Here is a 24,121-nt window from a genome sequence, read left to right as displayed (position 1 = left end):
AGCGTAATTCGGTGCGTAACTAAGTGGAAAATAACTACGCACCGAATTGCTTATAATTAATTGACTGTCAACCTGTTCAGCGAGTGAACATCTTGATAAAAGCAGACTACAAACTTACTTTTGTTTAACTTTTTAAGCTTGTAATTATGAGTAATTTCCATCTGCTTTTCTACATCAGAAAGCAAAAAAACTACAAAGGGGGTGCAATGCCCATCTACATGCGCATCACCGTTAGTGGCAAACGCGCAGATATATCAGTAGGGCGCGATTGTGATCCGGTCAAATGGAACAACCAAGCGGGGCGTGCAATTGGATCCAAAGAAGAAATCAAGTCACTTAACAATTATCTAGACAGCCTGCAAACCAAACTTCGGAATGCACAACAGGCATTAATTGATACGAACCAGCAGGTAACAACTGAAAGCCTTCACAACGAATTTGCCGGAAAGAATCAAAAGAACCACTTCCTGATGCAATTATTCAATGAGCATAACTCGAAAGTAAAGGCTCTGATAGGAAATGGGTTTGAGGTCAACACATTGAAAGGGTATAACACTTCCGAGAAACACCTCATAGCTTATTTACAGAAGGAATATGGTAAAACCGATATAGAAATCAACCGATTAAATCATGCGTTTATTGCCGGGTTTGAATTTTATCTAAAAGCCGAATGTAAAATTAGTGGGGTATCGGCAGCCAAATACATAAAGCATTTGAAAAAAATCGTCAATCACTGTATTGCAAACAATTGGCTAAAACAGAACCCGTTTATCAATTTCAAATCTACTGCAAAAGCCAAAGAGCGCATTTATTTAACACAACAAGAACTGGATGCCATCACCAGTAAAAAATTTGTTGTTGAACGTTTAACACAGGTACGGGATGTTTTTGTTTTTTGCTGCTATACCGGATTATCCTATGCTGATGTTAAAAAACTAAGAAGAAACGAGATAGGTATAGGCATGGACGGTGGCCAATGGATATTTACAAGCAGGCAAAAAACAGATACTTCTTCAAGGATACCGCTCTTACCTGTAGCATTAGAAATTTTGAACCGATATCAGGATCACCCGCAATGTGAAAATCAGGGCTTATTATTGCCGGTTTTGAGCAACCAAAAGATGAACGCTTACTTAAAGGAGATAGCAGACTTATCGGATGTCTTTAAGCATCTAACATTTCATTTGGCAAGGCACACTTTCGCAACAACTGTTACTTTATCTAATAATGTTCCAATAGAAACGGTTAGCAAAATGTTAGGCCATACCAGTATTAAAACCACTCAGCATTACGCTAAAATATTGGATTTAAAAGTAAGCCAGGATATGGCTGCTCTTAAACAGAAGTACGCTGCAATTTAAATCATTCAATCTCTAAGGTGCCTCCTGTCACGTAATTGAATATATTTGCGTTACATTTCGTAGCAAACTTATCCGTAGTTTTAATGTTACTTGTATATACTAAAGAGCAGGGGTGTTCTTTAGTCAATAGTTAACTCTTTGGAATTCAGATTCCGAAGAGTTTTTTTTTGGACTCACAACAAATTTTGAATGTTTAGCGTATAAGTAAGTAACTATTGACTAACCCACCCTTTCGGATCAGCCTCGGTTTCTAACCGGGGCTTTCTTATTACCGGCCAATGCAAACCTCGATCCCGGAGCATGGCTTTATAGGAATCAACCAATATTTAAGGGCACCCGCATCGGATGCCCCCAATAATCTAATGCCGGTGCAGGTTTACTTTTCCAGCACCATTAAAAAGTACTGACAAAGCGCCCCGGCTGCCAAGCCCAACATTTTCCACCGAATGTTACCGTACCCTGCACATCATCTTTTTGTAAATATTCAGGAAATTAGTTTTGGGGTTGTTAGTACCAAGTTGGCCGCTAACTTTTGTAGAGCTTTGTAGCCAGTTTGGTAAAGTAGTTGCACGCGGGCCGTAAGCTAAATAAACAGTAATGGCACATTCGCCTCATTATGCCCATCTTCGGGTTCTTGTGGGCCTGTAATTGTAGTTCATGCCTACATATCGTAATATTTAGCCTATTTATGATATATCAAGTGACCCCCTGAGGATTATCCCCTACTCTTTTTCTCTTTAACAGTTATTGGTGTCATATTCCAAACACAAAATCAATTGTGGAAGGCACAATTAACCATGTAATGCAAAAATCGTGTAATTTCCCTCACTTACCCAGTATTGAAAGCCGTCAGAAATTTAGAGTTTTCATGGCATGAACCCGCTCTACCCATTGATTATAAAGTTTAGCATGAAGTATTTTTGCTTTGGTAGGGGGCTTGCCAACTTTCCTTTTAAATTACATTATATTAAAATCAACTAGTGTTTGCTGACAGCCATTGTCAAACTTTTTTACTTTATGTAATCTAGTTCTCTCACCTTTTCGAAAGTTCCTTTATTAAATTCGAAGTACTCCTCAATATAGTGATTCCCATCAACAAAAGTTATTATTCTTCGATTTCTCATTTTTTTATCCGGGAGAATGCTACTTTCCCACTCATAACTCAATTGCTTTTTTGCAGCATCGTAATTACCTGTTTGCTCCTGAATATCACTTCCTATGTGATTGTTTATCGAGATCGTGATAAACTGCTTTTTAACGTTGTCGTATCCCTCTAATTGGAAGCTATGATAATTATCTTCCTTCATCCCGCTACGGATAGGTAATTGAAGTTTACCGCCAGTGATTTCTACATTGAAAAAGCGATCATTGTATATTGAATTACGGGTCAGTGTACCTTTTACAAAAGCTAATTTTTTATCCTGAAATCGCCAGGTCCCGATTAGCTGCGATAATATTTCATGCATTTCGCCAGGACGGGATAAGTCCAGCATTATAGTCATATCGGTATTCTCTGGTTTGGCCTGCCCCATTAAAACCATTGGGCTTGCGCAAATCAATACGATTGAAATAAATTTATAAATTTTCATGAGTAGGTGTTTTCATTAAAGATAAAAAATAGTATTTGACTTTAAAAATAAACCACTTATTGTAAGAAATTGAAAAGTCCCCAGGCTGGACTAATTTCGAACCATATACTGGAACAACTGAAAATTTTAAACTATTTGCAAGCGGTTTAATCGAAGAACTAGGTATTTCATTTTTAGGGATTCACCGCCATAAAAGCTTCCTCTGGAGACCTCAGAAACAGCTGATATATTTTTTTGGTATCTCCTACATGTATTTCTAATTCATCTTTTTCAAAGCTGTCGATAAACCAGGATGCCACCTCAGCTGCGGTAATTTTAGGCGCATCTAATCCTTTCGCTAAGGGCGTTTCAGTTAACGGCGGCATCAAATCAAAAAAACTTAATTTTTGACCCCTTTCTTTTCAGCGCCAGCCGCGATGCCAGGGCGAATGAATGTAGTGCGGCCTTGGTAGCACTGTAGGTTGGGTAATTCAGGTTTGGAACAAATGCGAGCCCGGATGTAGTAACCACAAATGCGGCTTCCGTTTTGGTACTTAATAATGGTTCTAAAGCATGGGTTAGCCTAACATTTGCGATGTAGTTTGTGTGAATTTCCGACTTCGCATATTCCAGGTCATACTCTGTGCTATAAAGCGAATAGTCATTAGCTGCGCCAGCATTGAGTATAGCAATATTCAAGTCGCTAAAATTTAGCTTTATCGTTTGAATGAGTTTATTCATATCATTTTCGTCAGTCAAGTCTACAGCAATTGCTACAGCGTTTTCCAATTTTGACGCTTCAATTTTAAGTTGGTCAATTGACCTATCCGCCATGATAATCTTATTATTTTTTTGGCTAAACAACTTGGCGATTTCTAATCCAATACCACTGGCTGCTCCGGTAATCAAAATGGTGTTTTCTGATGTTTTCATATGTTTTATTTGCGATTATGGAAGTTAAATAACTAACTAGTTTGATTTTTAAGGTAATTTTTCAGGTTGCTCCCGATGATCTGCTTCCAGCCATCTTCAAACCTGCGTCTTGCAAAGTGCGGATCATCTGGAAAGCTTGCCAAGCCTGTATGGGTAAGCTTAAGTCTGGTTTTATTGCCTACCGGAAACAATTCAAATGTTACCTCTGAACTGCCTGGGTAATCCTTGTAAATCCAGCTATGCCCTAATTTTCGTCCCTCATCAATTTTAGTAACCTGCCATTCTTTTTTATAATCTGAACCATCGTCGGTAAAATCAAATTTGTAGCTGACGACAGGCTTAAATTTTTTTAACTGAGGAAAATACCATTCTTTCATATCGTCTTCATCAGTAAGTATTCTCCAGACTTCTTCAATGGGAGCATCATAAACTTGCTCTAGTTCAAATGGTCTATTATCCATCATTTTCATTTTAATAATATCTAAGTAACATTAACAATCCTTATTAGTTGCAGGATTATGGTATCTTTGAGGATACCAAAGATATGAGAGACAAAGAAAAACATATTTTTCATCGTGATGTTCAGGATGCATTGGAACTGATAGGAGGTCGCTGGCGTGGTGCTATTATGGCTTCACTTTGCGGAAGCCCTAAACGATTCTCGGACCTCAAGGCGGACTTAAATCCTGTCACTTCGCGGGTATTAATTAGAGAATTGCGGTACCTTGAACATAACAGGCTTATTGTAGTAGAAAGAAGTTCACTGGCAGCAAATTCAGTGCTTTATTCTCATTCTGAACATGGCAGCAGTTGCGCGCCTATTATCATACAACTTCGCGATTGGGCAGTAAAACATCGTATTATTATGCTCGACGTGATAAAAGAGAATAGCAATTCTAAAACTTAGTTTATGAATATCGTTATAGTGGCTTAATACCAAAATCAATCTCCAATAAAGTAACTTCCCGAGAGTGGACTCGAACTACTTCATATATAATTTGAAAGAGATATCCGGTTTAGCGTAAAGTGTTCTAGCCCATTCTGGGAGCAATTCCGTGCAATTCCTATAGAGACTTATGTGTCAAAACTAGCCTTGTGACTTATTAAAAATATTTTGTAAAACAAGCTAATTGCTAGTCAAAAGTTAGTTGTTTAGCTAAGGGCCATCTGGGGTTGCAGCTTAGTAAAGTATTTTATATATTAATTCCGTTCATCCTTTAGACTGTGAATCCTTTAAAACGCCCGAGTATTGCCTGCCAATGGGAATTTCTAATTCCCCGATCTCTACATCTTGATTGGTATAGGCCGTGATCTTATCAACGGAGACAATAAAAGATCGGTGTATCCTGATAAACATCTTTTTAGGCAGCATTGCCTCCAATGTTGAAATGGATTGCTTTACCATCAAAGGGCTATCACCTGATCGATATATTCGGATATAATCCTTTAAGCTCTCGACATACACTATGTCTGACAGGAATACTTTTATCATTTTCCTTTCTGCCCGGAAGTATAAAAAGCCTTGCATTGGCTGAGGTTCCGTTACAGGCCGGACATTATTTGTGCTGGTTACTTTGTTTATAGCCTTTAAAAAACGCTCAAATGAGATGGGTTTCAATAAGTAATCAACCGCATCCAGGTCAAAAGCGTCAGTAGCAAATTCTTTGTATGCAGTAGTAAAAATTACTTGGGGCGGATGTTGTAAGGTTTTCAGAAAGCTGGTGCCCAATAATTTAGGCATTTGTATATCCAGAAAAAGCAAATCAACTTTATTAGATTTTAAAAACTCTATAGCCTGTAACGCGTTTGAACAGCTGCCTGTAACTTCCAACTGCTCTACCATTTCCGCGTAACTTCTGATGATTTTTATTGCAGGCGGCTCATCGTCTACAATCAAGCATTTCCACTTCATACCGCTTCTTTTTTTGCTATAGCATATTCAAGGGCTTCATTTGCTGGTGATTCCGATAACTTTATTTCAAGGTTTACCACGTAAACCTCATCTTTCATCAACATGTCCAGATGATAAAGGCCGTTATATAACAGGTCGAGCCGGCGCTTTACATTTTGCAAGCCCAAACCACCTGTTTTGTAATTAGCTGGTTCTTGCTCACGGTCAACACTATTTACCAGTTTAAAATACAGTAAACCCTCATTAACCGACATTGTGAGGCTTATCCAACATTGATCAAGTTGTTTACTGGTGCCGTGTTTAAATGCATTCTCCAAAAACGGAAGCAATAATAAAGGTGCAATTTGATGCAGGTTTGTATCGCCAGTAATTACTGTAGATACATCCAGCCTTTCGCCGTACCTTAATTTTTCCAGCGAGATGTAGTGCTCCATCAGCATAATTTCCTTTTCCAGTTCTATACGATCTGAACTTTCGTAGATCATAAACCGGAGCAACGCAGAAAGCTTTAACACAATTTCTGGTGCCTTTGGCGATTGTTCCAGTGTATGGCTATATAAATTATTTAACGTATTAAATAAAAAGTGAGGATGAAGCTGTGACTTTAATAATTGCAGTTCAGCTATAGTTCGCTGCTGTTCCGCCGCTATGGTTTGCTGCTTTTGTTTGTACCAATAGCTTAATAACTTAATAGAAATGGCGATACCGCCAACATGAAAGAAAGGAAGAATAGCCCTGCCCGTGGTCATGGTAAAATCTCCCGGGCTACTTTTAGCCCCCAGGGTGAGCTGCATCGCCCTTGCATAAGCAGTGCAGCAAGCCACTGTTAAAAACAATCCGCCAAAAAAGTGAAGGAACTTTCGTGTAATAAGATAACGGGGAACCAGCAAATACAAAGATACGTACACGATGAACATGTGGCCCGGCAGGTAAAACAATGCGTTTAAAAACGATTTTTTATAATTAAGGTTAAACCCGAAACCCCAGGCAAAATAGGTCACGATCAGGACCCAAAAGAGTAGGTGAAGTAAAAATCTCCGCACCAAAGCTTTATAGTCCAATTTGTTATCACTGATATGCATATCTATCTAAAGTTACCCAATTTAAGCGGATAAATATCATCGGCCATTAATTGAAGTCATACAGCATGATTTCGCAAACAAATAACAGGTAAACATAAGGATATGCGGTTCGTCTACTATAATCAGCCGTCGGTCGGTAAACTGTGGGTAAATAGCTACTATTTAAATTGGGGATAGATATTCCATTTATGTTTAGCGTAAATCAACCCATCAACATATGAAAAAGCCAATATTTTATCTCTTGTGTACTACAATGATCAGCATGTTATCCTGCAAAAAAGACCAACCAGCAACACCCGACATTACCGAAACTTACAGTGCCGGGATGGTACTAAAATGGAACGAAGCCGGGACTAAGGCAGTTGCCAAAACCACCGGTATACAACCGATGCCCGAATCACGCATATATGCCATGATTAACCTGGCTATGCACGATGCATTGAACGCTATTGTTCCAAAATACGACACCTACACTTCAATTACCTCAAGCGACAGCGAAGCTAGTCCGGATGCGGCGGTTGCACAGGCTGCTCATGATGTGATGTTAGCGCTGTTTCCTGTTCAGCAAACAACAACGGATAGTTTGCTGAACAGCAGTTTAGCAGATCTAACTACAGGAAGGGAAAAAGGAATAGCAATTGGCAAGGCGGCAGCAAAAGCGATGCTGGACAAACGAGCAAACGATGGTTCTATGACTGCGCAATATCCCTTTACCCCGGGTATTCTGCCGGGAGAGTACCGTGCTACGCCACCATTTGATATGCCGCCTTACAACGGATTGGTTGTTTTGCCAGGCTGGGGGAAAGTGAAAACGTTTAGTGTTACTTCTGCAGATCAGTTTAGAGCGCCGGCACCCTACGCCATTAACAGCGATGCTTATACAGCTGATTTTAATGAGATCAAAACCCTGGGCTGTATGGGCTGTACCGCACGCAGTACAGATCAGACACAAATTGGCTTGTTCTGGCTGGACAATATTCCGCTAAGCTGGAACCGGATTGCCCGCACGCTAATTTTACAGAAACACTTGAACGGATGGAAGGCAGCACGGCTGCTGGCTTTGCTGCAAATGGCAGAAGCCGATGCTAACATCAGTGCTTTTGACGGTAAATTTTATTACAAATTTTGGAGGCCGATAACTGCGGTAAGGCTGGCCGAAACGGATGGCAATCCCAACACAGCAGGCGATGCGGCCTGGAACTTGTTATCGCCGCCAACACCGCCGGTACCCGATTATCCGTCAAACCACGCGCTTGACGGCGGTGCAGCAGCAGAAGTTTTAAAAAACTTTTTTAACACGGATGCTATGGCTTTTTCTTGCAGCAGTAATGCCCTTCCCGGTGTTACCCGCAGCTTTACAAATTTTTCTGATGCGGCAAGGGAAGTTTCGCTTTCGAGAATTTATGTAGGTTTCCACTTTAGAAATGCCGTTATGCAAGGCGAAACCCAAGGCAGGAAAGTAGGTAATTATATTTACCTGAACTGTTTAAAAGAACGAAATTAGATTATTAGAGTAAAAGATCATGAATCATTAAATCTACTACCCATCAAAATTTATCAAACCCTCTTTAAATTTAAAAGTATTGAGTTCAGTGGCTATGCCTGGAAGTGATTATCGGGACAACGACGGCTAGAGCCTTTATCGGGTTAACCTTAATAAAAAAGCAGGCAAAAGGTTTCTCTTGCCTGCTCATTGAAGCTCCCCAAACTGGGCTCGAATCAAAGTATTAACAGGCCAACTGATTCAATTATTAAAAAAATGATGGGATATCCTTGAACTATCAAACTATACATTTTGTGCTATCAATAAAGGATAACTGAACATTATCGTTAAATTCATCACTCACGTATTTTTTTGGTTAATGGTATCTATAAAAGTTAGCGAAAGCTAATATTAGCCAACATACAAGTATTTATTACAGATCACTGGTTATTTGGCATAATCTAAATTTTATCATCTTTGTTCATGTTGATCAATTATGTATCCTCATGAAAGAATATTTCAAACCTCTTGCCCGCTTTAAAAAACGCGAACATCCGTTCGATATAGGCATGCCCTTTTCCTGGTGGCGGGGCCATTATGACCGCCATTTCCTGAATAACTTATATGAACGTAAGGAAAATGAATTTGAAGCATTTTACAAATATCACCTGGATCATTTTTTAAAGGTAAATGCAGGATCTCAAGAGATTGAATTCTACAAGCACCTGAGAGACGTTATCAACGATGGCATTGCAGCATTAATTAAAGAAGATAAACCCGGATCGAAAACCAAGCATGAGCGAACTAATATTCAAAAAGTGAAATTACGGACATTTGCCGATTACTTGAATTCGATTGATCAATGGGCCGTTCGTCCACAACTTGAGGTTTATACAGAAAAGGATGCTACCATCGCAAGGTTGCAAAAACACATCGCAGTGTTAGAAAAGCAAATTAACGAAATGAAGGAATACGATGTGGTACAAAAGATTAGAATAGAGGAAGGCCATTTGCCTACAGTCGTTGATCTAATTCAGCAACTTCGTGACCTGCAATTACCCGCTAACCGGCGGCTGCTTCGCTGCGATCATAAGACGCCCTATTATAAAATGATCAGCAAATACTTTTCCATTGACGGCAAAGACATACCCATAGAGACTGCCAAGAATTATTTCTCCGATAAACAAGACGATATAGGAGTCAAGGGGACTAAAGTTCCTGCCGAGAATAAGCTGTTTAAGATAGTATCGGACACCCCAAAAAAAGGCGTCAAGAACAGCAATAAAGCTTAATCATTCATTTCTCATTTATTTCAGCCAGTTTTCGCCTCGTTTTCTGCACGAGAAAGTAATTTGCTTTATATCAATTATTTAGGCTTTATAATAACCATCTTGTTCGCCTCTTATACATGACCATCGGAAACCGATGGTCATGAGATCAGCTATCTCGCAATTTACATTCGTCCCGTTAACCAAAAACGGAGTACAGATGCAAGTAGAGATTTTAACTAAAGAAGACCTAAAACAGTTCAAAGCAGAACTGGTACAGGAACTAAAAGATGCGTTCAGCGGCAATGCAAAACCACAAAACAAGGAATGGCTGAAAAGCAACGAAGTAAGAAAGCTGTTAGGTATATCGCCTGGCACCTTACAGAACCTGCGTATAAACGGCACACTCACCTATTCTAAAATAGGCGGCATGATGTATTACCGTTACCAGGATATCATGAAGCTTTTAGAGAAAGGAGGTATTAAATGAAAAAGGCATCTCCGGAACTGGCCTTACTGAAGGCAATCCAAAAACATAAAGGACTAAGCCCTTTTCATATCAGCTTGTATACGGCCATGCTTTCATTATGGCAAGAGCAGCAATACAACACGCCTTTCAGGGTAACGCGGAGCAGTTTAATGGCAACATCCGGCATCCGTTCACCGGCCACTTATCACAAGTGCTTAAAGGGTCTGATCGGCCACGAATACATTATATATGAGCCATCTTTTGATAAGCATATAGCAAGCCGGGTCACCTTGATAACGGACAAAGCAGGTATGTAAAATGCACAGCTTAAAACCATTTGGGATATACAATATCGCGAAAAACATTATAGGGAAATTTTATCCGGTAGTAAGGAGCAAGTTTGTGTCTTTGTTGCCACAAAGACCTCCCGGATGTCTGCGACACCGGGCAAACTTGCCTTTTGCGCCCGATGGTTGCAAAAGGGAAAATTAGAGAAACAGTAATGAATTAACAGATGGAAGCGATAGAAAAGAACACTAATAACAAACAAACAGCTGAGCTAAAAAACAAAGGCGGTGGGCCGAAGAAAAGGGTCAGACGTGACTTAATCATGCGCATCAGAATGACAGCGACCGAGCGCTTTTATATTGACAGTAAAGCTAAGACTGCCGGAATGCGTTCAAGCAGTTGGATAAGGGCAGCGGCTAAAAGTGCAAAGATAGTTCCGCGATTAACAAATGAAGAGCGGCGCATCCTTTGGATGCTTGCCGAGTTGGCTAACAATCTTAATCAGCTAACAAAGCTTGCGCATCAACTTGGACTACTAACGGTAGCACGGGATTGTAGTAAAATTTTGAACGAGATAGATGTTATTCTAAAACACCTCAATAACAATGATAGGGAAAGTGATAACGGGTAAAAGCTTTGGCGGGTGTATCCGGTATGTGGTACAAAAGCATGATGCGGTTATACTGGATGCCGCAGGTGTAAGAATGCAGCAAGTTAATCAAACCATCAACGATTTTAACCTACAAAGAAAATACAATCCGAATTTAGGAAAGGCAGTTGGTCATATTGCCCTAAACTGGAGCGTAAATGATCTTGACAAGCTTAACGATGAAGTAATGGTAAATATGGCGAAAGAATATCTTCAAAGAATGAAGATACAGGACACACAGTATTTAATTGTTAAGCACCGGGATAAAGAACACCCGCATATTCACATCGTTTATAACCGCGTAAGCAACAATGGTGAAACCATACCGGATAAATTTCAAAAGAAGCGAAATGTACAGGTAGCAAAAGAATTAACCATAAAGCACGGCTTTTACATGTCGCCAGGTAAAGATCAGGTCAACCGGCAGCAGCTTAAAGGGGACGATAAGATCAAATATGAGTTATTCGATGCGATAAAGGCGGCCAGCAAAAAAGTAAAAAATATCAATGAGCTAAAGCAAGTATTGGCTAAGCAGGGTATTGATACCCACTTGAAATACAAGAGCGGCACTACCGAGGTGCAGGGCATCAGTTTCAGCAAGGGCGAGTATAAGTTTAAAGGATCAGAGATCGACCGCAGTTTAAGTTACGCAAAGCTGAGCCAGGCCATAGAGCAACAGCAGGCTAAACCGGAAAAGAGTTTAGCGGATCAGTTAAGGGAAGTAATAGAAAACGCAAAGCAGGAAAGCGAAAGTCAGGAGAAGACTGAACAAACCATTTATTTAAAACCGGAGCCGGAAACCCATTATTTACGGCAATCACTATCAGCGGGAGCAGATTTATTAGGTGGCTTGCTTGGCAATATAGCCGACGATGACGATAGCCCGGAAAGAAAACGGCGAAAGAAAAATGAACAACAACAAAGCAGAGGAATATCAAGATGAAAGAGATAATAGAAGAACTAAGCAAAAGGATGGATAGCAACGATGAGATTGTTGATAGCCTGGTGAAAAACAATACAGAGATGGAAAAGCAGGTAGCAAAAATTTCCGAAAATCCCGTCCCAGATTATTCAGTTGCCATTAGTACTATACTTACAGAGGTAAGGGAAATTAAACAGAATAATCAAAGGGATGAGGAATTGATCTTGTTGAAGCAAGTCAATGATAAATTAAGTAAGGTACCAACATCAGCCACTAAACAGTTACGCATTTTATTGTTCCCCGAAACCAACAAGGGGCAGTACTATAAAATTGTTTTTGGCAGGCTTATCCCCTGGGGTATATGCTTAGTCGCTATAACCTACTTGTATTCTTTAGGCGGCAAAGCAATTGATGCCTACGGCCAGCATAAGCAAAGTGAGAAATCAGTTCATTATCAAAGGGCATGGATTTACTTAAAGCATATTGCTAAAAAGAGAACTCTATCAGCTATGGATACGGCTTATTTAAAAACAGATGATAAGTAAACTCAATATTATTGCGAATCATTCAGGAAAGTAAATAAAGCCCCCTTACACTCGCTGTTTGGGGGCTTAAACCTAAACCTTATCACAATCGGACAAAAAGGGTTTGTCCTTTTAGATGTCGGCAATTTAATATTTTTAGGCCACTTCTTATTATTTGCCTTTTAGCAACTCGTTCTTTTCTTTTTCAGCCTGTAATAGGCGTTCAAGCAATTCAATCTTTTCGTTATAAAGCTTTTTGTTTTCTTCAATAACTTCCAGCCATTTTTCCACCGGATTAAAAGTTAACGTGCAATTATTGTTTACTGAACCGGCGTTATCATGCAACGTGCTCGATATGATATTAATGACAGCCTCTTCGCTAAAATTTTTTATGGCTTCTGCGGTAACCCCTAGCGCCTTAGCAATTTTATCCAAAGCCAAATCTTCTACATCAGCACTCTGCTCAATTTTTGAAATAGCTTGTTGGCTAACACCCATTAAAGTAGCAAGTGTTTCTTGCTTAATTCCTCGCAACTCACGGATCTTACTGATTTTTCTGCCAATGTGTAAGGTTGTTTTTGCCATAAGTCAAATGTATTGTTAAAATGTAAATGTACAAAACAACAGCTTTATTGTAAAGTACAATTGCCTATGGTTCGGTACGATAATGTTTTGCTATTCTTTTGTTTTGCCGGTTAATGGAGGCCGGTGAAAATTGAGCATTATGAATAACGCACCATATGCACCCTGGGAACATTATCCTAAAACACTTCGCCATTACGAAATTGAAAATCCGATGTCTGTAGTTGTTGATTTCTTTAGTGCGGATTCCGTAAAAGGCCACGGCAAGCGGTTAAAAGAGTGGCGCTATTATGTAGTGAACGATGAGCATTATGACGAAGATCGTCACGGCCCTGGTACATTGCTTTTTGTATATGACCTGAATTTAAAGATTTTGGAAGCGATGTACTTGCTACTAATCGGCTATAAAAGATACTCTTTCCGCCAAGACAAAGTTACCGAGGAACAATTGGAGGAAGAAAGGGAACGATGGGAATATTATCCTAAAAATCTTTCCATGAAAGAACAGCTTGAACCCTATAGGGCAGTTAAGAAAGTCTTCAAAAAGATTAAACCGCAAGAGTACAGGGATCAGTTGCATGAGTGGTCACACGTAGCGCTTTACAATAACGCAGATGTTGAATCCTTATATGCAGGTGAGGTTATTAATGTTTACGAAAATTTAATCAAGCTGTACTCTGCAGCATGGCTAATTTTTCAACGCGAAAGTAGTCGTCCACAGCTTAAGCGGAGCATACTTGAAAATAGTTTAAACGAAACATCCACCGAGCCAATCGCACTACGAACAATAAGCCCCGAACCAACAGCAGCCGAAAAATTGGCATTGGAAGAAATTAAAAATCTGATATTAAAATGCTGCCCGCAGGTTCAAATGATCATTCATTTAGGAACAAATGCTAAGCCGTTTACATTTTACCTGCTTATTCTTATTAGCGATGATGAAAAAACACCAGAGCATGTAATCAGCAATAAGATAGAGGATAATTGCCAGTATCTTGCTCTTGTACATGCCATAGTCCATAAGGCAAATAGCGCAAAGGAAGCCTTAAATATCGGCAGGCGTTTTTGGTCGGCTGTTATGGAAAAGGGATTTGTTGTATATCAATCCCCTGAATTAATATTACCCCCTCACCAGGAAATAACTAAGGAGGTACTATTAGAAAGAGCAGAGTTTAATTGGGAAAGGTGGGGTAAACAAGGCAGCGAATTTTTAAGGGGTGCAGAGCTATATTGGGCTGATAATAATTTCAGGCTCGCAGCATTTCTTTTGCACCAATCCGTTGAAAGTGCTTTAAAAGCAATTATACAATCCATTATAGGTTACCGGGTGCAAATGCATAATTTATCGAGGTTGCTAAGGCTTACCTTATTGTTTACGGATGAATTAAAAGACGTATTTGAATTGAATACCACCGAGGGGGCGCAACTATATCAATTGTTGCAAAATGCCTATTCACAATCAAGATATAGCAGTTCATTTAATCCTGACGGTGATTCAGTAAGAATACTATCTAAACAAGTAACAAAATTCAATAAGGTGGCTGAAAGAATTTACAAGCAATATATAAATGATATTAAGTGTTGACCGTTTCAGAGGTATTGGCAGGTGGGCACTTGTTCGCCTCATCTTACTTTTGAAAAATGGGTTACAATAAAGAAAGTACTGCCAGACCCCTTAGTAGCATGTCGGGCGGTAGATTTAAACCGTCCGGCATTGCTGCTAAAAAGCAAAACGACACATACACCCGTTGGAACCATGCAGCTACGGCAGGCGGCTTCATTGCACCTCGCGCTATCGCGCTGGGTTTCATTTCGCCGTCAGCCTCGCTGCCGCTGGCAGGAGTGACATTCGTTCCTCATAACACACCTGCCTTTCCCTCGCCCCAATATTAATCTCATTTCACCGCGTCCGGCAAAATTACCGACCGGCGGATGAAAAGTAAAGGCTATACAAGCGAAGCATTTTATTTTGTTTTTTAGCGGTGTTTCGGCCTTGACATTTCACCCGCCTTGCGATTTTGGTGCCTAAGCGTTGTAAATGCGATGGTGCGTAAAATGGATTGCCATGCTTGTACAAGCAAATTGTAATTAAGCCTAATTCAGTGTTAATTTAATCAGCTTAGTGCTGATTATCACCGGCATTCATTTTCATTTTTCCATGTATAGTTATAATAATTATTACCCCTGAAAACACCATGGCGAATCCCGCCAAATGTATCCAACGAAACGGTTCATTTAATAAAAAATAAGACAATACCAAGGCACTGATCGGCATCACACCCATAAATGTCGCGGCAGTGCTGCCTTCAACTTGTTTTATCCCTTTATACCAAAGAACGGAACCGAGCCCCATAGTGCCAGCGCCATAAATAGCCAAATAAAGCCAGCTTTTAATGGCAATTGTATCAAAGGAAAGGTTTTTGGCTTGCCATATCATAAAAGGCAGGAACCCCAAAAATCCTATCAGTGCAGAGAACGCCGCGATATCTTCAGGCGGAAAGTTTTTAGTAAGTACTTTGCCCATCATTGTATATCCGGCTTCACAGCAAATAGCGGCGACCACAAGCAAAATACCTAATAATTCATTTTTGCCTTGGTTATCCTGATGTTTACCAAGTTGCATAATGATCACCCCTGCTATAGCCAAGGTAATGGCGGCGCCTTTCTTCCAATTAAAATCGTCTTTAAAAAACACTACCGAAAGAATAGCTGTCAACGCAGGGGTCGCGCTCATGATCACACTTCCGGTTACCCCGGATATATGTTTCATGCCAAAAAGCATCAAGACCGTAAAACCAACCACGCCGACAAGGCTTATTCCGGCTAAAAGCCACTTATCCCTTCCTTTATAACTTTTAATATTGGAAAGTTTAACGAAAGGAACTAAGACGATGAAGGCAAGCAGGACTCTTAATCCGCCCGCAATAAAAACCGGGAAATCTTTTGTAACCAATTTGCTTAGTGGGGTAGCGCTACCAAACAGTATCATGCCGAATAGTAGCATCAAATAGGTCTTAATATTTTTCATAAACGTTCCATCCCCAGTTAAAAAGCTACAAACAGTAAACAGATTTGTTTCCGCAACAACTGCCATATTATAATACCCTCAAGATAATATCCCTACATTTAATTATTGTTAATTCATTTGATATCTATGAAATTCCTTATCAGCCTGTGGTTGTAAGTCTTTCATAATAATAAGCTGACTAGGCGGAATCATGCTATTATTTTTTAAGAGCAAACATTTTTTAGATAAAAAACTTGTTTTTATAAGATATTACCCCCTTAACGGTAAACTACATTAATGAGCTATGTTCGAAAGATTCTCCTATAGCGACCGGGTATTTGCCAAACCAGGAAAAACGGACGAAATCATTGTCTTAATATTAATAATTGTAAATGGATACACGCGAGATCATCACCATCACCATTGTTTTAGCAGCATTATTTGCGTATATTAATCATCGGTTTATTAAATGGCCGCCTACTATAGGGATAATGGCCTTATCGCTGATATCCTCTATATTGCTGGTTTTATTAGGCAATTCACAATCTCTCCTTTCAGAAAAAGCGGTTCAGCTTGCCAACTCTGTCGACTTTCAGGATATATTAATGAATTTCATGCTCAGTTTTTTGCTTTTTGCAGGGGCAATCCATATTGATGCCGGTAAATTGAAAAAAGAGCGCTGGCCGGTAATATTGTTGGCTACTATGGGCATACTTATCTCCACCTTTTTAGTGGGCGGCATGACCTGGTATTTATTCAGGTTATTTTCAATGCCAATTCCCTTTATTTATTGCCTGCTGTTTGGCTCGCTTATATCACCAACAGATCCTATTGCGGTAATGGGTATTCTTAAACAAGCAAAGATTCCATCTTCTCTCGAAGTTAAAATAGCCGGCGAATCGTTATTTAACGATGGCGTAGCTGTAGTAATATTTATCAGTATAGCGCAGATCGCCCGCTCAGCAGGTGGAGATTTTTCGGTAACTGATATTGGGAAGCTTTTCCTCCAGGAAGCTTTAGGTGGTTTAATCTTTGGAGCAGTACTGGGTTACCTGGGCTTTTTAGCACTACGGTCTATAGACGATTATAAAGTGGAAGTTTTAATTACCCTGGCCCTTGTTATGGGCGGCTATACGTTAGCGTCTCACTTGCATATTTCTGGTCCTTTAGCCATGGTTGTTGCGGGCATTATAACCGGTAATAAAGCCAGAGCGGGAAGCATGTCTGATGAAACCAGGGATTATCTGGGTAAGTTTTGGCATCTTATAGATGAGATACTTAACGCAGTGCTTTTCCTTTTTATTGGTTTAGAAATGCTGATCATCAAAATCAATACTACCGTTATGATTATCGGTGCGATAAGTATTTTACTCGTTCTTTTAGCACGCTGGATCTCCGTTATTCTCCCGGTTACAATGTTGCGATACAAGATCAAATTCGAAAATAATGCAATAGCTATTCTGACCTGGGGAGGTTTACGAGGGGGTATATCGGTAGCACTGGCACTTTCGTTGAGTGCAAATATGTACCGGGATGAATTTGTACTGATCACCTATATTATTGTGGTGTTTTCCATTTTAGTACAAGGTTTAACGATTGGTAAACTAGCTCAAAGGCTCCAGGTAAAAGCGTTAGAATAATTATGAGCAACCTTTTGCAACGTATTCGTTATTTTCTGACCCATCGGTTTAACTTGCAGGAAGACAAGGCTGATGAGGCAACTATTATCTCGTCCATACGAAAGAATATTGACTTTCGAGGGGCCAACCTCTGGGCATTAATCTTTGCAATATTCATTGCTTCTATCGGGCTTAATGTCAATTCAACTGCGGTTATCATCGGCGCTATGCTGGTATCTCCCATCATGGGCCCGGTGATGGGTATTGGTCTGGGAATTGGGATCAACGATCTCGAAATGGTAAAAAAAGGAGGTAAAAACTTACTGGTAGCAACCATTATCAGTATTCTTACCTCGACTATTTATTTTTCCATAACACCGTTACATGAAGCGCAATCGGAGTTACTTGCGCGTACTTCCCCGTCTACATGGGATGTATTTATTGCATTTTTCGGGGGCCTGGCAGGCATGGTTGCGGCATCCCGTAAAGAAAAAAGCAATGTTATTCCTGGTGTGGCTATCGCCACCGCACTGATGCCACCTTTATGCACCGCAGGCTTCGGCTTGGCCATGGGTAATTGGTATTTTTTCCTGGGGGCTATTTATCTCTACTTCATCAATAGTGTTTTTATTGCCATTGCCACGTTTTTGATGGCGCGGTATCTAAAAATGCACAGAAAAGTATTTGATGAGCCCGGCGTGCAGAAAAAAGTAACACGGTACGTTGTGCTCATTGTTTTAATCACCTTGATCCCCAGTATTTACATGGCTTACCGAATTGTGAACAGGAGTATTTTTGAAAGTAATGCCCGCAAATTTGTAGAGCAGGAATTTCATTTTAAGAATACGCAGGTCATCTCGAAAACTTTTGCATACACCAGTCAGCATAAGCAAATTGATCTTTTATTGATAGGCGCAGAACTGAATAAAACATTAATTGATTCCTTAAAACACAGAATGAACAACTATCGACTGCGTAATGTGCAACTCCGTATCCGGCAGGGCTTGAACGCCAAGCAGCAACTGGATCTTTCCCAGATCAAGGCCAGTATACTGGAGGATGTTTTTAACACGCGGACGAATACCGATACAGTGAAAGTACTGGCAAGGCTTCCCCAAATTGATAGCATTGTATTGACGGAAATGAAAGTGTTGTACCCGGCTATCCGATCATTTGGGGTTAACCAAATAGCCATTCGAAGAGCGGATACAACTTTGGTTGATACACAAAAGGTAGCACTCGCACGGTTTTCAAAACCATTACGTAAGGCAGACGTTCAGAAATTACAGCAATGGCTACAAAAGCGGTATCAATCAACGCAATTAAAACTGGTAATTCAATAAATCTAAGTTATGAGTACAAGCAACCCTGCATTACATAAATTAAATGAGTTACAAGCTACCGCTATTTGCGGCAATGATATCAGTTCATCGTGCCTTTATGTGTCGGCCCTAACTATTGCCTATGCCGGCCAGTTTGCCTGGATCTCGCTATTAGTTGTTGCTATTGTTCTCTATTTATTCAGGAAGATATATGGAGAAGTGGTGGGCGCGCTGCCGCTTAATGGCGGCGCCTACAATGTACTGCTCAACACCGCATCTAAGCGTACTGCTTCCTTTGCGGCCTGTTTGACCATTCTTTCTTACATGGCGACGGCTGTGATATCCGCCTACGAGGCCATGTTTTATTTTCATGATATAGCGGGTAGCCTTCCGTTAATTCCGGCTACCATTATGGTATTGGGGATTTTTATGATGCTGGCCATTATCGGCATAGGTGAATCGGCTATCGTTGCCGTGATCATCTTTATCACACACCTGGCATCACTCAGCCTGCTCGTACTCATGTGCTGCTGGTTTCTTTTTAACAACGGATTAACGACTTTTTTAACTAACTGGCATTTACCGTTGACATCCGGCAGTATACTGACAGCTCTGTTTTTGGGTTTTTCGGCAGCCATGCTTGGTATCTCCGGGTTCGAAAGCTCTGCAAATTTCGTGGAAGAGCAGAAGCTCGGTGTATTTCCAAAAACGCTGCGCAATATGTGGCGCGTAGTAAGTTTCTTTAATCCAGTTATAGCCCTGTTGGCGCTGGCAGTTTTACCCATGTCATCCATTAATGGCCATAAGGAATCTTTACTTTCTTTCATGGGGCTTACAGCAGGTGGTGGCTGGCTTAGCTATCTCATATCCATTGACGCCGTATTAGTATTATGCGGAGCCGTACTAACCTCCTATGTTGGTGTTACCGGGCTTGCTGAACGGATCACCCTGGATAGGATCCTGCCTAATTTTTTTCTTGCGAAAACCAGGAGAGGTGTCAACTATCGCATCGTTGTAGGTTTCTTTATCCTTTGCGTCTCCATCTTATTGGTTACCAAGGGGGATCTTGCAAGCCTTGCCGGTGTTTATACATTCTCCTTCCTTTTGGTCATGGCCTTGTTTGGCGTCGGCAACTTGTTACTTAAAGTGAAACGCCAAAAGTTACCCCGTATGGAAAAAGCACCTGTACTGTCCGTACTGATAGCTGTGGGGTTTATTATCGCTGCCTTTCTTGGAAACATGCGGCTTAATCTGGCTTCGTTTTATGTGTTTCTCCATTACCTGATTCCGGCAATGTTGTTTATCCTGATCATGCTTAACCGTGCCAGGATCATTAAGTGGCTCATATATTCAACAACGCATGTAGGGTTACCCATCCGCAAGCTTGTAATTAAAATTTTCAGGCCCTATAGGTCACTAGTAAAGATCAATTCGCAGGAATTGGTCTTTTTCACGCGTGGTGATAATGTGGCAATATTAAACCGGGTAATGATGTATGTAGAAGATAATGAATCCACCAAAAAGCTGAAGATTGTCCATATCTGTAATGCGGAATCTGACAATGATCATTTGAAAAAAGATATCGAGGTGCTAGACCGTGCATATCCGGATATAGACATCAATTTTATGGAAATAGAAGGCAAATTTGGCCCAGAATTGATTGAACGGCTGTCTAAAGAATGGCAAATCCCTAAGAATTTTATGTTTATCGGGGCACCGGGCGATAAATTCCCCTACCACGTTTCTGAGCTAGGCGGGGTACGGCTAATAATGTAAACAAAAATATGGATATTAATAATGCATATCAACTAATCAGTGATAAACTTACGCTCTGGATAAAAGACTTCATACGGATATTACCCAATATTGCCTTAGCGGCATTGATCCTTGTAGTTGGTTTTTTTGTGGCAAAGTTGGTGAGTAAAGCCGTCAAAAAGATTTTCCGGAGGTTCATTCATAATGAAACCCTGGATAACTTGTTTGGCTCGCTTATTTATCTTTTTTTGCTGGGCATTGTTGTTTTTATAGCCTTAAGTGTTCTGAAATTGGACAAAGCTGTAACGTCGATCCTGGCGGGAGCGGGTATATTAGGACTGGCATTGGCCTTTGCTTTCCAGGATATAGCCGCCAATTTTATGTCGGGGATATTTATTTCAGTCAGGAAACCGCTGTCGGTAGGCGATATTGTGAAGATCAAGGAATATATGGGAAAAGTGGAAGAGATCAATCTTCGCGATACAGTGATCCGTACCTATCAGGGACAGATGGTGATCATACCCAATAAAGATGTTTTTCAAAACCCGATAGAGAACTATACACTGCTCGGCAAACGCAGAATGGACCTCACCGTTGGCATATCCTATGGCGACGATCTTGATAAAGTAAAAGAGATTACGCTGGACGCTGTCAAGGACATTGAAGGATTATCGAAGGATGATGAGATCACTATGTTTTACACCGACTTCGCTGACAGTTCGATCAACTATGTGATCAGGCTATGGGTCTGTACCACCGAGCAGGTGAACTTTCTGGAAGTAAAAAGCCAGGCGATCATGCGTATCAAAAAAGCTTATGATACTAATGACATTATGATTCCGTTCCCTATTCGAACGATGGATTTTGGAATAAAGGGCGGCGTTCCTTTAAGTGAGATGAAAGTAAAATAAAGAAATCTCTGTTTTTTCTTGACGGTTTGGATTTTTTTTTGTATATTATGGCATACTTCACAGCGGCCTGCCTATGGTCGCTATTTGTTAACCAAAATATATATAATTATGAAAACGACTATAAATAACATTCTCATACCCATAGATTTATCCGATACAGGGTTAAACGCGCTCAATACCGCAGTCAAAATGGCTTCAAGACAACGGGCAAATCTTCACTTGCTTTATGTGCAGGACATCATGAACTATTATCCACGCCAAGGTCAGTTGTCTACTATTGAACCCATGATGGAAGAAATATTTGAAAAGGATAAATATCTCATTGAACGTACAGCTGCTGCAATTGTTAAAGATTACCAGGTAAACTGTCATTGTCACACTGTAACAGGACTACTTTCTACTGCGGTAGAAGAGATGGCTAAAGAGATAAATGCAGATCTGATTATCACCGGCATTCCTTCCGGATTAAAAGGTCAGTCTTACTTGTTTGACAGCGCTGCCTATCAAATCATTAAGTCAGCTCCTTGCCATGTGCTGACGGTACCAGCGGGCAGGAAGGTGAATAACTTTAAGCATATTGTTTATCCTGTGATCAGCGACGGGCAACCTATGGCCAGTTTGCCATTAACGAGTGCGGTCATCGAAAAGAATGATGCAGATGTATCAATCGTCAGTGTGATCCAAAAAGACAACGCGGACTTGTTGAGCAGTATAACCAGTTTTGCGGAACGCATCCGTCATAAAACACAAAAAATTTCCAGATCAGCAAGAACAAGGCCTCTCTATACCAGTAATGTTGTTAAGGCATTAAGCAGGATCTGCAGGGAGGAAGAAGCCGACCTAATCGTTATCGAATTGAATAAGACCCGTACTTTGAAAGAATTCTTTTACGGAAGTTTTACTCAGAAAATGATCCGTAATCCAGATGCGGCGGTACTGTGCGTAAAAGGTGATTTCAAATCAAAAGCAACAACTCTGAAAATAGCTTATCAACGGAAAGCTAATTTAACCGTATAAAGATGATGATTTCTAAAGGCGAACCCTTAAATACCAAAGTATTCATCAGTATCCTTCTGACGTTGATTTTGGGTATTTTTATTTCCGGAAATGCAGTTGCTCAATCTGCACCGGCCAGTGAACGGATCTGTGGAAAGTGGGAAAATGAAGAAAAAACGTTAAGGATACAGATCTACACAATCCATAGTGATTTTCAGGCAAAAATTATCTGGTTTAGCGATACAGAAGGTAAACCAATGAATTATTGGAAAGACAAAAGAAATCCTGATCCTGCGCTGCGAAACAGAACCATTCTGGGCATGAGCATTCTTGATGGATTAAAATACGATGCGCAAAATCAAACCTGGGAGGATGGTAAAGTTTATGATTCGAAGCATGGTAAGGAGTGGAATGCGGCTGCATCTATAACACAAAAGGGCTTGTTAAAAGTGCGGGGCTATTGGCATTTTAAATTTATCGGAAAAACAATGCTTTTCCACAGGATTAAATAATACCAGAAATACAGCTATTATTTGCTAATATTTCTTCCGGTTTCAGGCAATACCTGAATAAGTAATCGTCCTAAAACAAATAACTCTACCACCTGTAGTTTTATTAAGGTTACTATAGTCAGCCATTTTTAACGGCCGTTTTAAATAAACTCACCCATAAAAAACCAATATGAGCGATCAGCATGAAATTGTAGCGCCGGGTATAATCTCCGGCTTTTTCACTGATCAACAACAGGAGGAAATCGCATTTTCTGATTTGTTCAAAATGGGTTATCAGCCGCAAAAGGTCAACGTCGCTATGGCGAGTACTACCCGCGATAAATTAGTTAAAGCGGCAGGTTACGGCGTTAAGGCTGATCTCGGCGCAGCGGAAAGTGATGCCGAAAAAATCACACGAGATCCGCTGGCGATCTCACATGCTGATGATATCCGTAAAGCCGCTGATATCCTGAGTGATGCGCTGTATAATTTGCAACAGCAAAAATACCCATCATTGTCTGGAAGTGCGGCGCGTGTAAAGACAGCAGCCGCACAGATCGATCCTGATACGCTGACCCTCGAACAAAAGGAAAAAGTCAAAGGCTTTTTTAGTGCAGCGGCAGCATTACTTGAAAAAATGAATTAAAAATATAAGAACATGAATATACAGATCAATACGGACCATAATGTAGAAGGAAATGAACGCTTAAGCACATATCTCGAAACCAAGATAACTAATGCGTTAAGCCGGTTTGAACAACAACTCAGTCGTATAGAAGTACACCTGACTGATGAAAACGGCGAAAAAAAAGGAAAGGATGAAAAACGCTGCCTTTTAGAAGCGCGTTTGGATGGGATGGATCCTATAGCGGTTTCGGGGCTGGGCGACACGGTAGAAGCGGCTGTTAATCATGCTGTCGAAAAGATGAAAACGAAACTAACCACCATAACCGATAAAATTAAGAACCACTAAATACCG

27 protein-coding genes are annotated in these 24,121 nt (G+C 40.4%); 19 read left to right on the top strand and 8 right to left on the bottom strand.

Features of this window, described 5'->3' with window-relative positions:
* The first annotated feature begins 146 nt into the window (after positions 1 to 146).
* Both ACVW0P_RS04425 and ACVW0P_RS04420 read left to right on the top strand, forming a co-directional pair.
* A complete protein-coding gene (locus tag ACVW0P_RS04425) occupies positions 147 to 1,361 on the top strand; it encodes a site-specific integrase (RefSeq protein ID WP_354427473.1) in 1,215 nt (404 codons plus the stop codon).
* A gap of 278 nt (positions 1,362 to 1,639) precedes the next feature.
* A complete protein-coding gene (locus ACVW0P_RS04420) occupies positions 1,640 to 1,768 on the top strand; it encodes a hypothetical protein (protein WP_354427474.1) in 129 nt (42 codons plus the stop codon).
* A gap of 603 nt (positions 1,769 to 2,371) precedes the next feature.
* Here the strand turns inward: ACVW0P_RS04420 and ACVW0P_RS04415 are convergent.
* The 4 genes from ACVW0P_RS04415 to ACVW0P_RS04400 form a co-directional block, all read right to left on the bottom strand.
* Positions 2,372 to 2,950: a DUF1579 family protein gene (locus ACVW0P_RS04415; RefSeq protein ID WP_354427476.1), complete on the bottom strand. Its 579-nt coding sequence runs from the start codon at positions 2,948 to 2,950 to the stop codon at positions 2,372 to 2,374.
* A gap of 173 nt (positions 2,951 to 3,123) precedes the next feature.
* The gene (locus tag ACVW0P_RS04410) at positions 3,124 to 3,315 is read right to left on the bottom strand and encodes a hypothetical protein (RefSeq protein WP_354427478.1); all 192 of its coding nucleotides are present in this window, start codon (positions 3,313 to 3,315) and stop codon (positions 3,124 to 3,126) included.
* 4 nt (positions 3,316 to 3,319) lie between these two features.
* Positions 3,320 to 3,862 carry an SDR family NAD(P)-dependent oxidoreductase gene (locus ACVW0P_RS04405; protein WP_354427480.1) on the bottom strand — a complete coding sequence of 181 codons (543 nt, stop codon included), beginning with the start codon at positions 3,860 to 3,862 and terminating at the stop codon, positions 3,320 to 3,322.
* A 32-nt stretch (positions 3,863 to 3,894) separates the two neighbouring features.
* On the bottom strand, positions 3,895 to 4,332 hold the full coding sequence (locus ACVW0P_RS04400; protein WP_354427482.1) for an SRPBCC family protein: 438 nt from the start codon (positions 4,330 to 4,332) through the stop codon (positions 3,895 to 3,897).
* Between the two features lie 74 nt (positions 4,333 to 4,406).
* Between ACVW0P_RS04400 and ACVW0P_RS04395 the strand changes: the two genes are divergently transcribed.
* On the top strand, positions 4,407 to 4,769 hold the full coding sequence (locus ACVW0P_RS04395; protein WP_354427484.1) for a winged helix-turn-helix transcriptional regulator: 363 nt from the start codon (positions 4,407 to 4,409) through the stop codon (positions 4,767 to 4,769).
* Positions 4,770 to 5,072: 303 nt separating this feature from the next.
* Here ACVW0P_RS04395 and ACVW0P_RS04390 read toward each other — a convergent pair whose 3' ends face one another.
* Together ACVW0P_RS04390 and ACVW0P_RS04385 are read right to left on the bottom strand one after the other, a co-directional pair.
* Complete coding sequence (locus tag ACVW0P_RS04390; protein ID WP_457131005.1) at positions 5,073 to 5,774, bottom strand: LytR/AlgR family response regulator transcription factor; 702 nt, start codon at positions 5,772 to 5,774, stop codon at positions 5,073 to 5,075.
* Complete coding sequence (locus tag ACVW0P_RS04385) at positions 5,771 to 6,817, bottom strand: sensor histidine kinase (RefSeq protein ID WP_457131004.1); 1,047 nt, start codon at positions 6,815 to 6,817, stop codon at positions 5,771 to 5,773. The genes ACVW0P_RS04390 and ACVW0P_RS04385 overlap by 4 nt, the downstream gene beginning before the upstream one ends.
* 256 nt (positions 6,818 to 7,073) lie before the next feature.
* Here ACVW0P_RS04385 and ACVW0P_RS04380 point away from each other — a divergent pair, with 256 nt between their 5' ends.
* The 7 genes from ACVW0P_RS04380 to ACVW0P_RS04350 all read left to right on the top strand — a co-directional run bounded on the left by ACVW0P_RS04380 (position 7,074) and on the right by ACVW0P_RS04350 (position 12,480).
* A complete protein-coding gene (locus ACVW0P_RS04380; protein ID WP_354427490.1) occupies positions 7,074 to 8,360 on the top strand; it encodes a vanadium-dependent haloperoxidase in 1,287 nt (428 codons plus the stop codon).
* A 485-nt stretch (positions 8,361 to 8,845) separates the two neighbouring features.
* On the top strand, positions 8,846 to 9,631 hold the full coding sequence (locus tag ACVW0P_RS04375; RefSeq protein ID WP_354427492.1) for a hypothetical protein: 786 nt from the start codon (positions 8,846 to 8,848) through the stop codon (positions 9,629 to 9,631).
* A 196-nt stretch (positions 9,632 to 9,827) separates the two neighbouring features.
* Positions 9,828 to 10,097, top strand: a complete 270-nt coding sequence (locus tag ACVW0P_RS04370; protein WP_354428792.1) for a helix-turn-helix domain-containing protein — start codon at positions 9,828 to 9,830, stop codon at positions 10,095 to 10,097.
* Complete coding sequence (locus ACVW0P_RS04365; protein ID WP_354427494.1) at positions 10,094 to 10,393, top strand: hypothetical protein; 300 nt, start codon at positions 10,094 to 10,096, stop codon at positions 10,391 to 10,393. The genes ACVW0P_RS04370 and ACVW0P_RS04365 overlap by 4 nt, the downstream gene beginning before the upstream one ends.
* A 197-nt stretch (positions 10,394 to 10,590) precedes the next feature.
* A complete protein-coding gene (locus tag ACVW0P_RS04360; RefSeq protein ID WP_354427496.1) occupies positions 10,591 to 10,995 on the top strand; it encodes a plasmid mobilization protein in 405 nt (134 codons plus the stop codon).
* Complete coding sequence (locus ACVW0P_RS04355; protein ID WP_354427498.1) at positions 10,970 to 11,956, top strand: relaxase/mobilization nuclease domain-containing protein; 987 nt, start codon at positions 10,970 to 10,972, stop codon at positions 11,954 to 11,956. The genes ACVW0P_RS04360 and ACVW0P_RS04355 overlap by 26 nt, the downstream gene beginning before the upstream one ends.
* Positions 11,953 to 12,480 (top strand): hypothetical protein, encoded by a 528-nt coding sequence (locus ACVW0P_RS04350; RefSeq protein WP_457131003.1) that lies wholly within the window; start codon positions 11,953 to 11,955, stop codon positions 12,478 to 12,480. Before ACVW0P_RS04355 ends, ACVW0P_RS04350 begins: the two co-directional genes overlap by 4 nt.
* Before the next feature lie 150 nt (positions 12,481 to 12,630).
* On the opposite strand, the gene ACVW0P_RS04345 is transcribed toward ACVW0P_RS04350, so the two are convergent.
* On the bottom strand, positions 12,631 to 13,044 hold the full coding sequence (locus tag ACVW0P_RS04345; RefSeq protein ID WP_457131002.1) for a helix-turn-helix domain-containing protein: 414 nt from the start codon (positions 13,042 to 13,044) through the stop codon (positions 12,631 to 12,633).
* Between the two features lie 139 nt (positions 13,045 to 13,183).
* On the opposite strand from ACVW0P_RS04345, the gene ACVW0P_RS04340 reads away from it, so the two are divergent.
* A complete protein-coding gene (locus ACVW0P_RS04340; protein ID WP_457131001.1) occupies positions 13,184 to 14,626 on the top strand; it encodes a HEPN domain-containing protein in 1,443 nt (480 codons plus the stop codon).
* A gap of 534 nt (positions 14,627 to 15,160) precedes the next feature.
* Here ACVW0P_RS04340 and ACVW0P_RS04335 read toward each other — a convergent pair.
* A complete protein-coding gene (locus ACVW0P_RS04335; protein WP_457131000.1) occupies positions 15,161 to 16,135 on the bottom strand; it encodes a DMT family transporter in 975 nt (324 codons plus the stop codon).
* A gap of 305 nt (positions 16,136 to 16,440) precedes the next feature.
* Here ACVW0P_RS04335 and ACVW0P_RS04330 point away from each other — a divergent pair, with 305 nt between their 5' ends.
* The 8 genes from ACVW0P_RS04330 (at position 16,441) to ACVW0P_RS04295 (ending at position 24,115) form a co-directional block, all read left to right on the top strand.
* Positions 16,441 to 17,688 (top strand): cation:proton antiporter, encoded by a 1,248-nt coding sequence (locus tag ACVW0P_RS04330; RefSeq protein ID WP_457130999.1) that lies wholly within the window; start codon positions 16,441 to 16,443, stop codon positions 17,686 to 17,688.
* A 2-nt stretch (positions 17,689 to 17,690) separates the two neighbouring features.
* The gene (locus ACVW0P_RS04325) at positions 17,691 to 19,010 is read left to right on the top strand and encodes a DUF389 domain-containing protein (protein WP_457130998.1); all 1,320 of its coding nucleotides are present in this window, start codon (positions 17,691 to 17,693) and stop codon (positions 19,008 to 19,010) included.
* Between the two features lie 9 nt (positions 19,011 to 19,019).
* Positions 19,020 to 20,765 (top strand): APC family permease, encoded by a 1,746-nt coding sequence (locus ACVW0P_RS04320; RefSeq protein ID WP_457130997.1) that lies wholly within the window; start codon positions 19,020 to 19,022, stop codon positions 20,763 to 20,765.
* A gap of 8 nt (positions 20,766 to 20,773) precedes the next feature.
* Entirely contained in the window at positions 20,774 to 21,655 is an 882-nt protein-coding gene (locus ACVW0P_RS04315) for a mechanosensitive ion channel family protein (protein WP_457130996.1), read from the top strand.
* A 108-nt stretch (positions 21,656 to 21,763) separates the two neighbouring features.
* Positions 21,764 to 22,672 (top strand): universal stress protein, encoded by a 909-nt coding sequence (locus ACVW0P_RS04310; protein WP_457130995.1) that lies wholly within the window; start codon positions 21,764 to 21,766, stop codon positions 22,670 to 22,672.
* A gap of 2 nt (positions 22,673 to 22,674) precedes the next feature.
* The gene (locus tag ACVW0P_RS04305; protein WP_457130994.1) at positions 22,675 to 23,163 is read left to right on the top strand and encodes a DUF2147 domain-containing protein; all 489 of its coding nucleotides are present in this window, start codon (positions 22,675 to 22,677) and stop codon (positions 23,161 to 23,163) included.
* A gap of 169 nt (positions 23,164 to 23,332) precedes the next feature.
* Positions 23,333 to 23,788, top strand: coding sequence for a hypothetical protein (locus tag ACVW0P_RS04300; protein WP_457130993.1), 456 nt, complete (start codon positions 23,333 to 23,335; stop codon positions 23,786 to 23,788).
* A 12-nt stretch (positions 23,789 to 23,800) separates the two neighbouring features.
* Complete coding sequence (locus ACVW0P_RS04295; RefSeq protein ID WP_457130992.1) at positions 23,801 to 24,115, top strand: HPF/RaiA family ribosome-associated protein; 315 nt, start codon at positions 23,801 to 23,803, stop codon at positions 24,113 to 24,115.
* The last annotated feature ends 6 nt before the right edge of the window (positions 24,116 to 24,121 follow it).

This window comes from Mucilaginibacter sp. UYNi724 (assembly GCF_054057495.1).
This window is presented reverse-complemented; position numbering and strand designations above follow the sequence as displayed.

Coding starts and splice junctions, on each gene's coding strand:
- ACVW0P_RS04425 (WP_354427473.1), top strand. CDS start 147: ATGAGTAATTTCCATCTGCTTTTCTACATCAGAAAGCAAAAAAACTAC.
- ACVW0P_RS04420 (WP_354427474.1), top strand. CDS start 1,640: ATGCAAACCTCGATCCCGGAGCATGGCTTTATAGGAATCAACCAATAT.
- ACVW0P_RS04415 (WP_354427476.1), bottom strand. CDS start 2,950: ATGAAAATTTATAAATTTATTTCAATCGTATTGATTTGCGCAAGCCCA.
- ACVW0P_RS04410 (WP_354427478.1), bottom strand. CDS start 3,315: ATGCCGCCGTTAACTGAAACGCCCTTAGCGAAAGGATTAGATGCGCCT.
- ACVW0P_RS04405 (WP_354427480.1), bottom strand. CDS start 3,862: ATGAAAACATCAGAAAACACCATTTTGATTACCGGAGCAGCCAGTGGT.
- ACVW0P_RS04400 (WP_354427482.1), bottom strand. CDS start 4,332: ATGAAAATGATGGATAATAGACCATTTGAACTAGAGCAAGTTTATGAT.
- ACVW0P_RS04395 (WP_354427484.1), top strand. CDS start 4,407: ATGAGAGACAAAGAAAAACATATTTTTCATCGTGATGTTCAGGATGCA.
- ACVW0P_RS04390 (WP_457131005.1), bottom strand. CDS start 5,774: ATGAAGTGGAAATGCTTGATTGTAGACGATGAGCCGCCTGCAATAAAA.
- ACVW0P_RS04380 (WP_354427490.1), top strand. CDS start 7,074: ATGAAAAAGCCAATATTTTATCTCTTGTGTACTACAATGATCAGCATG.
- ACVW0P_RS04375 (WP_354427492.1), top strand. CDS start 8,846: ATGAAAGAATATTTCAAACCTCTTGCCCGCTTTAAAAAACGCGAACAT.
- ACVW0P_RS04370 (WP_354428792.1), top strand. CDS start 9,828: ATGCAAGTAGAGATTTTAACTAAAGAAGACCTAAAACAGTTCAAAGCA.
- ACVW0P_RS04365 (WP_354427494.1), top strand. CDS start 10,094: ATGAAAAAGGCATCTCCGGAACTGGCCTTACTGAAGGCAATCCAAAAA.
- ACVW0P_RS04360 (WP_354427496.1), top strand. CDS start 10,591: ATGGAAGCGATAGAAAAGAACACTAATAACAAACAAACAGCTGAGCTA.
- ACVW0P_RS04355 (WP_354427498.1), top strand. CDS start 10,970: ATGATAGGGAAAGTGATAACGGGTAAAAGCTTTGGCGGGTGTATCCGG.
- ACVW0P_RS04350 (WP_457131003.1), top strand. CDS start 11,953: ATGAAAGAGATAATAGAAGAACTAAGCAAAAGGATGGATAGCAACGAT.
- ACVW0P_RS04345 (WP_457131002.1), bottom strand. CDS start 13,044: ATGGCAAAAACAACCTTACACATTGGCAGAAAAATCAGTAAGATCCGT.
- ACVW0P_RS04340 (WP_457131001.1), top strand. CDS start 13,184: ATGAATAACGCACCATATGCACCCTGGGAACATTATCCTAAAACACTT.
- ACVW0P_RS04335 (WP_457131000.1), bottom strand. CDS start 16,135: ATGGCAGTTGTTGCGGAAACAAATCTGTTTACTGTTTGTAGCTTTTTA.
- ACVW0P_RS04330 (WP_457130999.1), top strand. CDS start 16,441: ATGGATACACGCGAGATCATCACCATCACCATTGTTTTAGCAGCATTA.
- ACVW0P_RS04325 (WP_457130998.1), top strand. CDS start 17,691: ATGAGCAACCTTTTGCAACGTATTCGTTATTTTCTGACCCATCGGTTT.
- ACVW0P_RS04320 (WP_457130997.1), top strand. CDS start 19,020: ATGAGTACAAGCAACCCTGCATTACATAAATTAAATGAGTTACAAGCT.
- ACVW0P_RS04315 (WP_457130996.1), top strand. CDS start 20,774: ATGGATATTAATAATGCATATCAACTAATCAGTGATAAACTTACGCTC.
- ACVW0P_RS04310 (WP_457130995.1), top strand. CDS start 21,764: ATGAAAACGACTATAAATAACATTCTCATACCCATAGATTTATCCGAT.
- ACVW0P_RS04305 (WP_457130994.1), top strand. CDS start 22,675: ATGATGATTTCTAAAGGCGAACCCTTAAATACCAAAGTATTCATCAGT.
- ACVW0P_RS04300 (WP_457130993.1), top strand. CDS start 23,333: ATGAGCGATCAGCATGAAATTGTAGCGCCGGGTATAATCTCCGGCTTT.
- ACVW0P_RS04295 (WP_457130992.1), top strand. CDS start 23,801: ATGAATATACAGATCAATACGGACCATAATGTAGAAGGAAATGAACGC.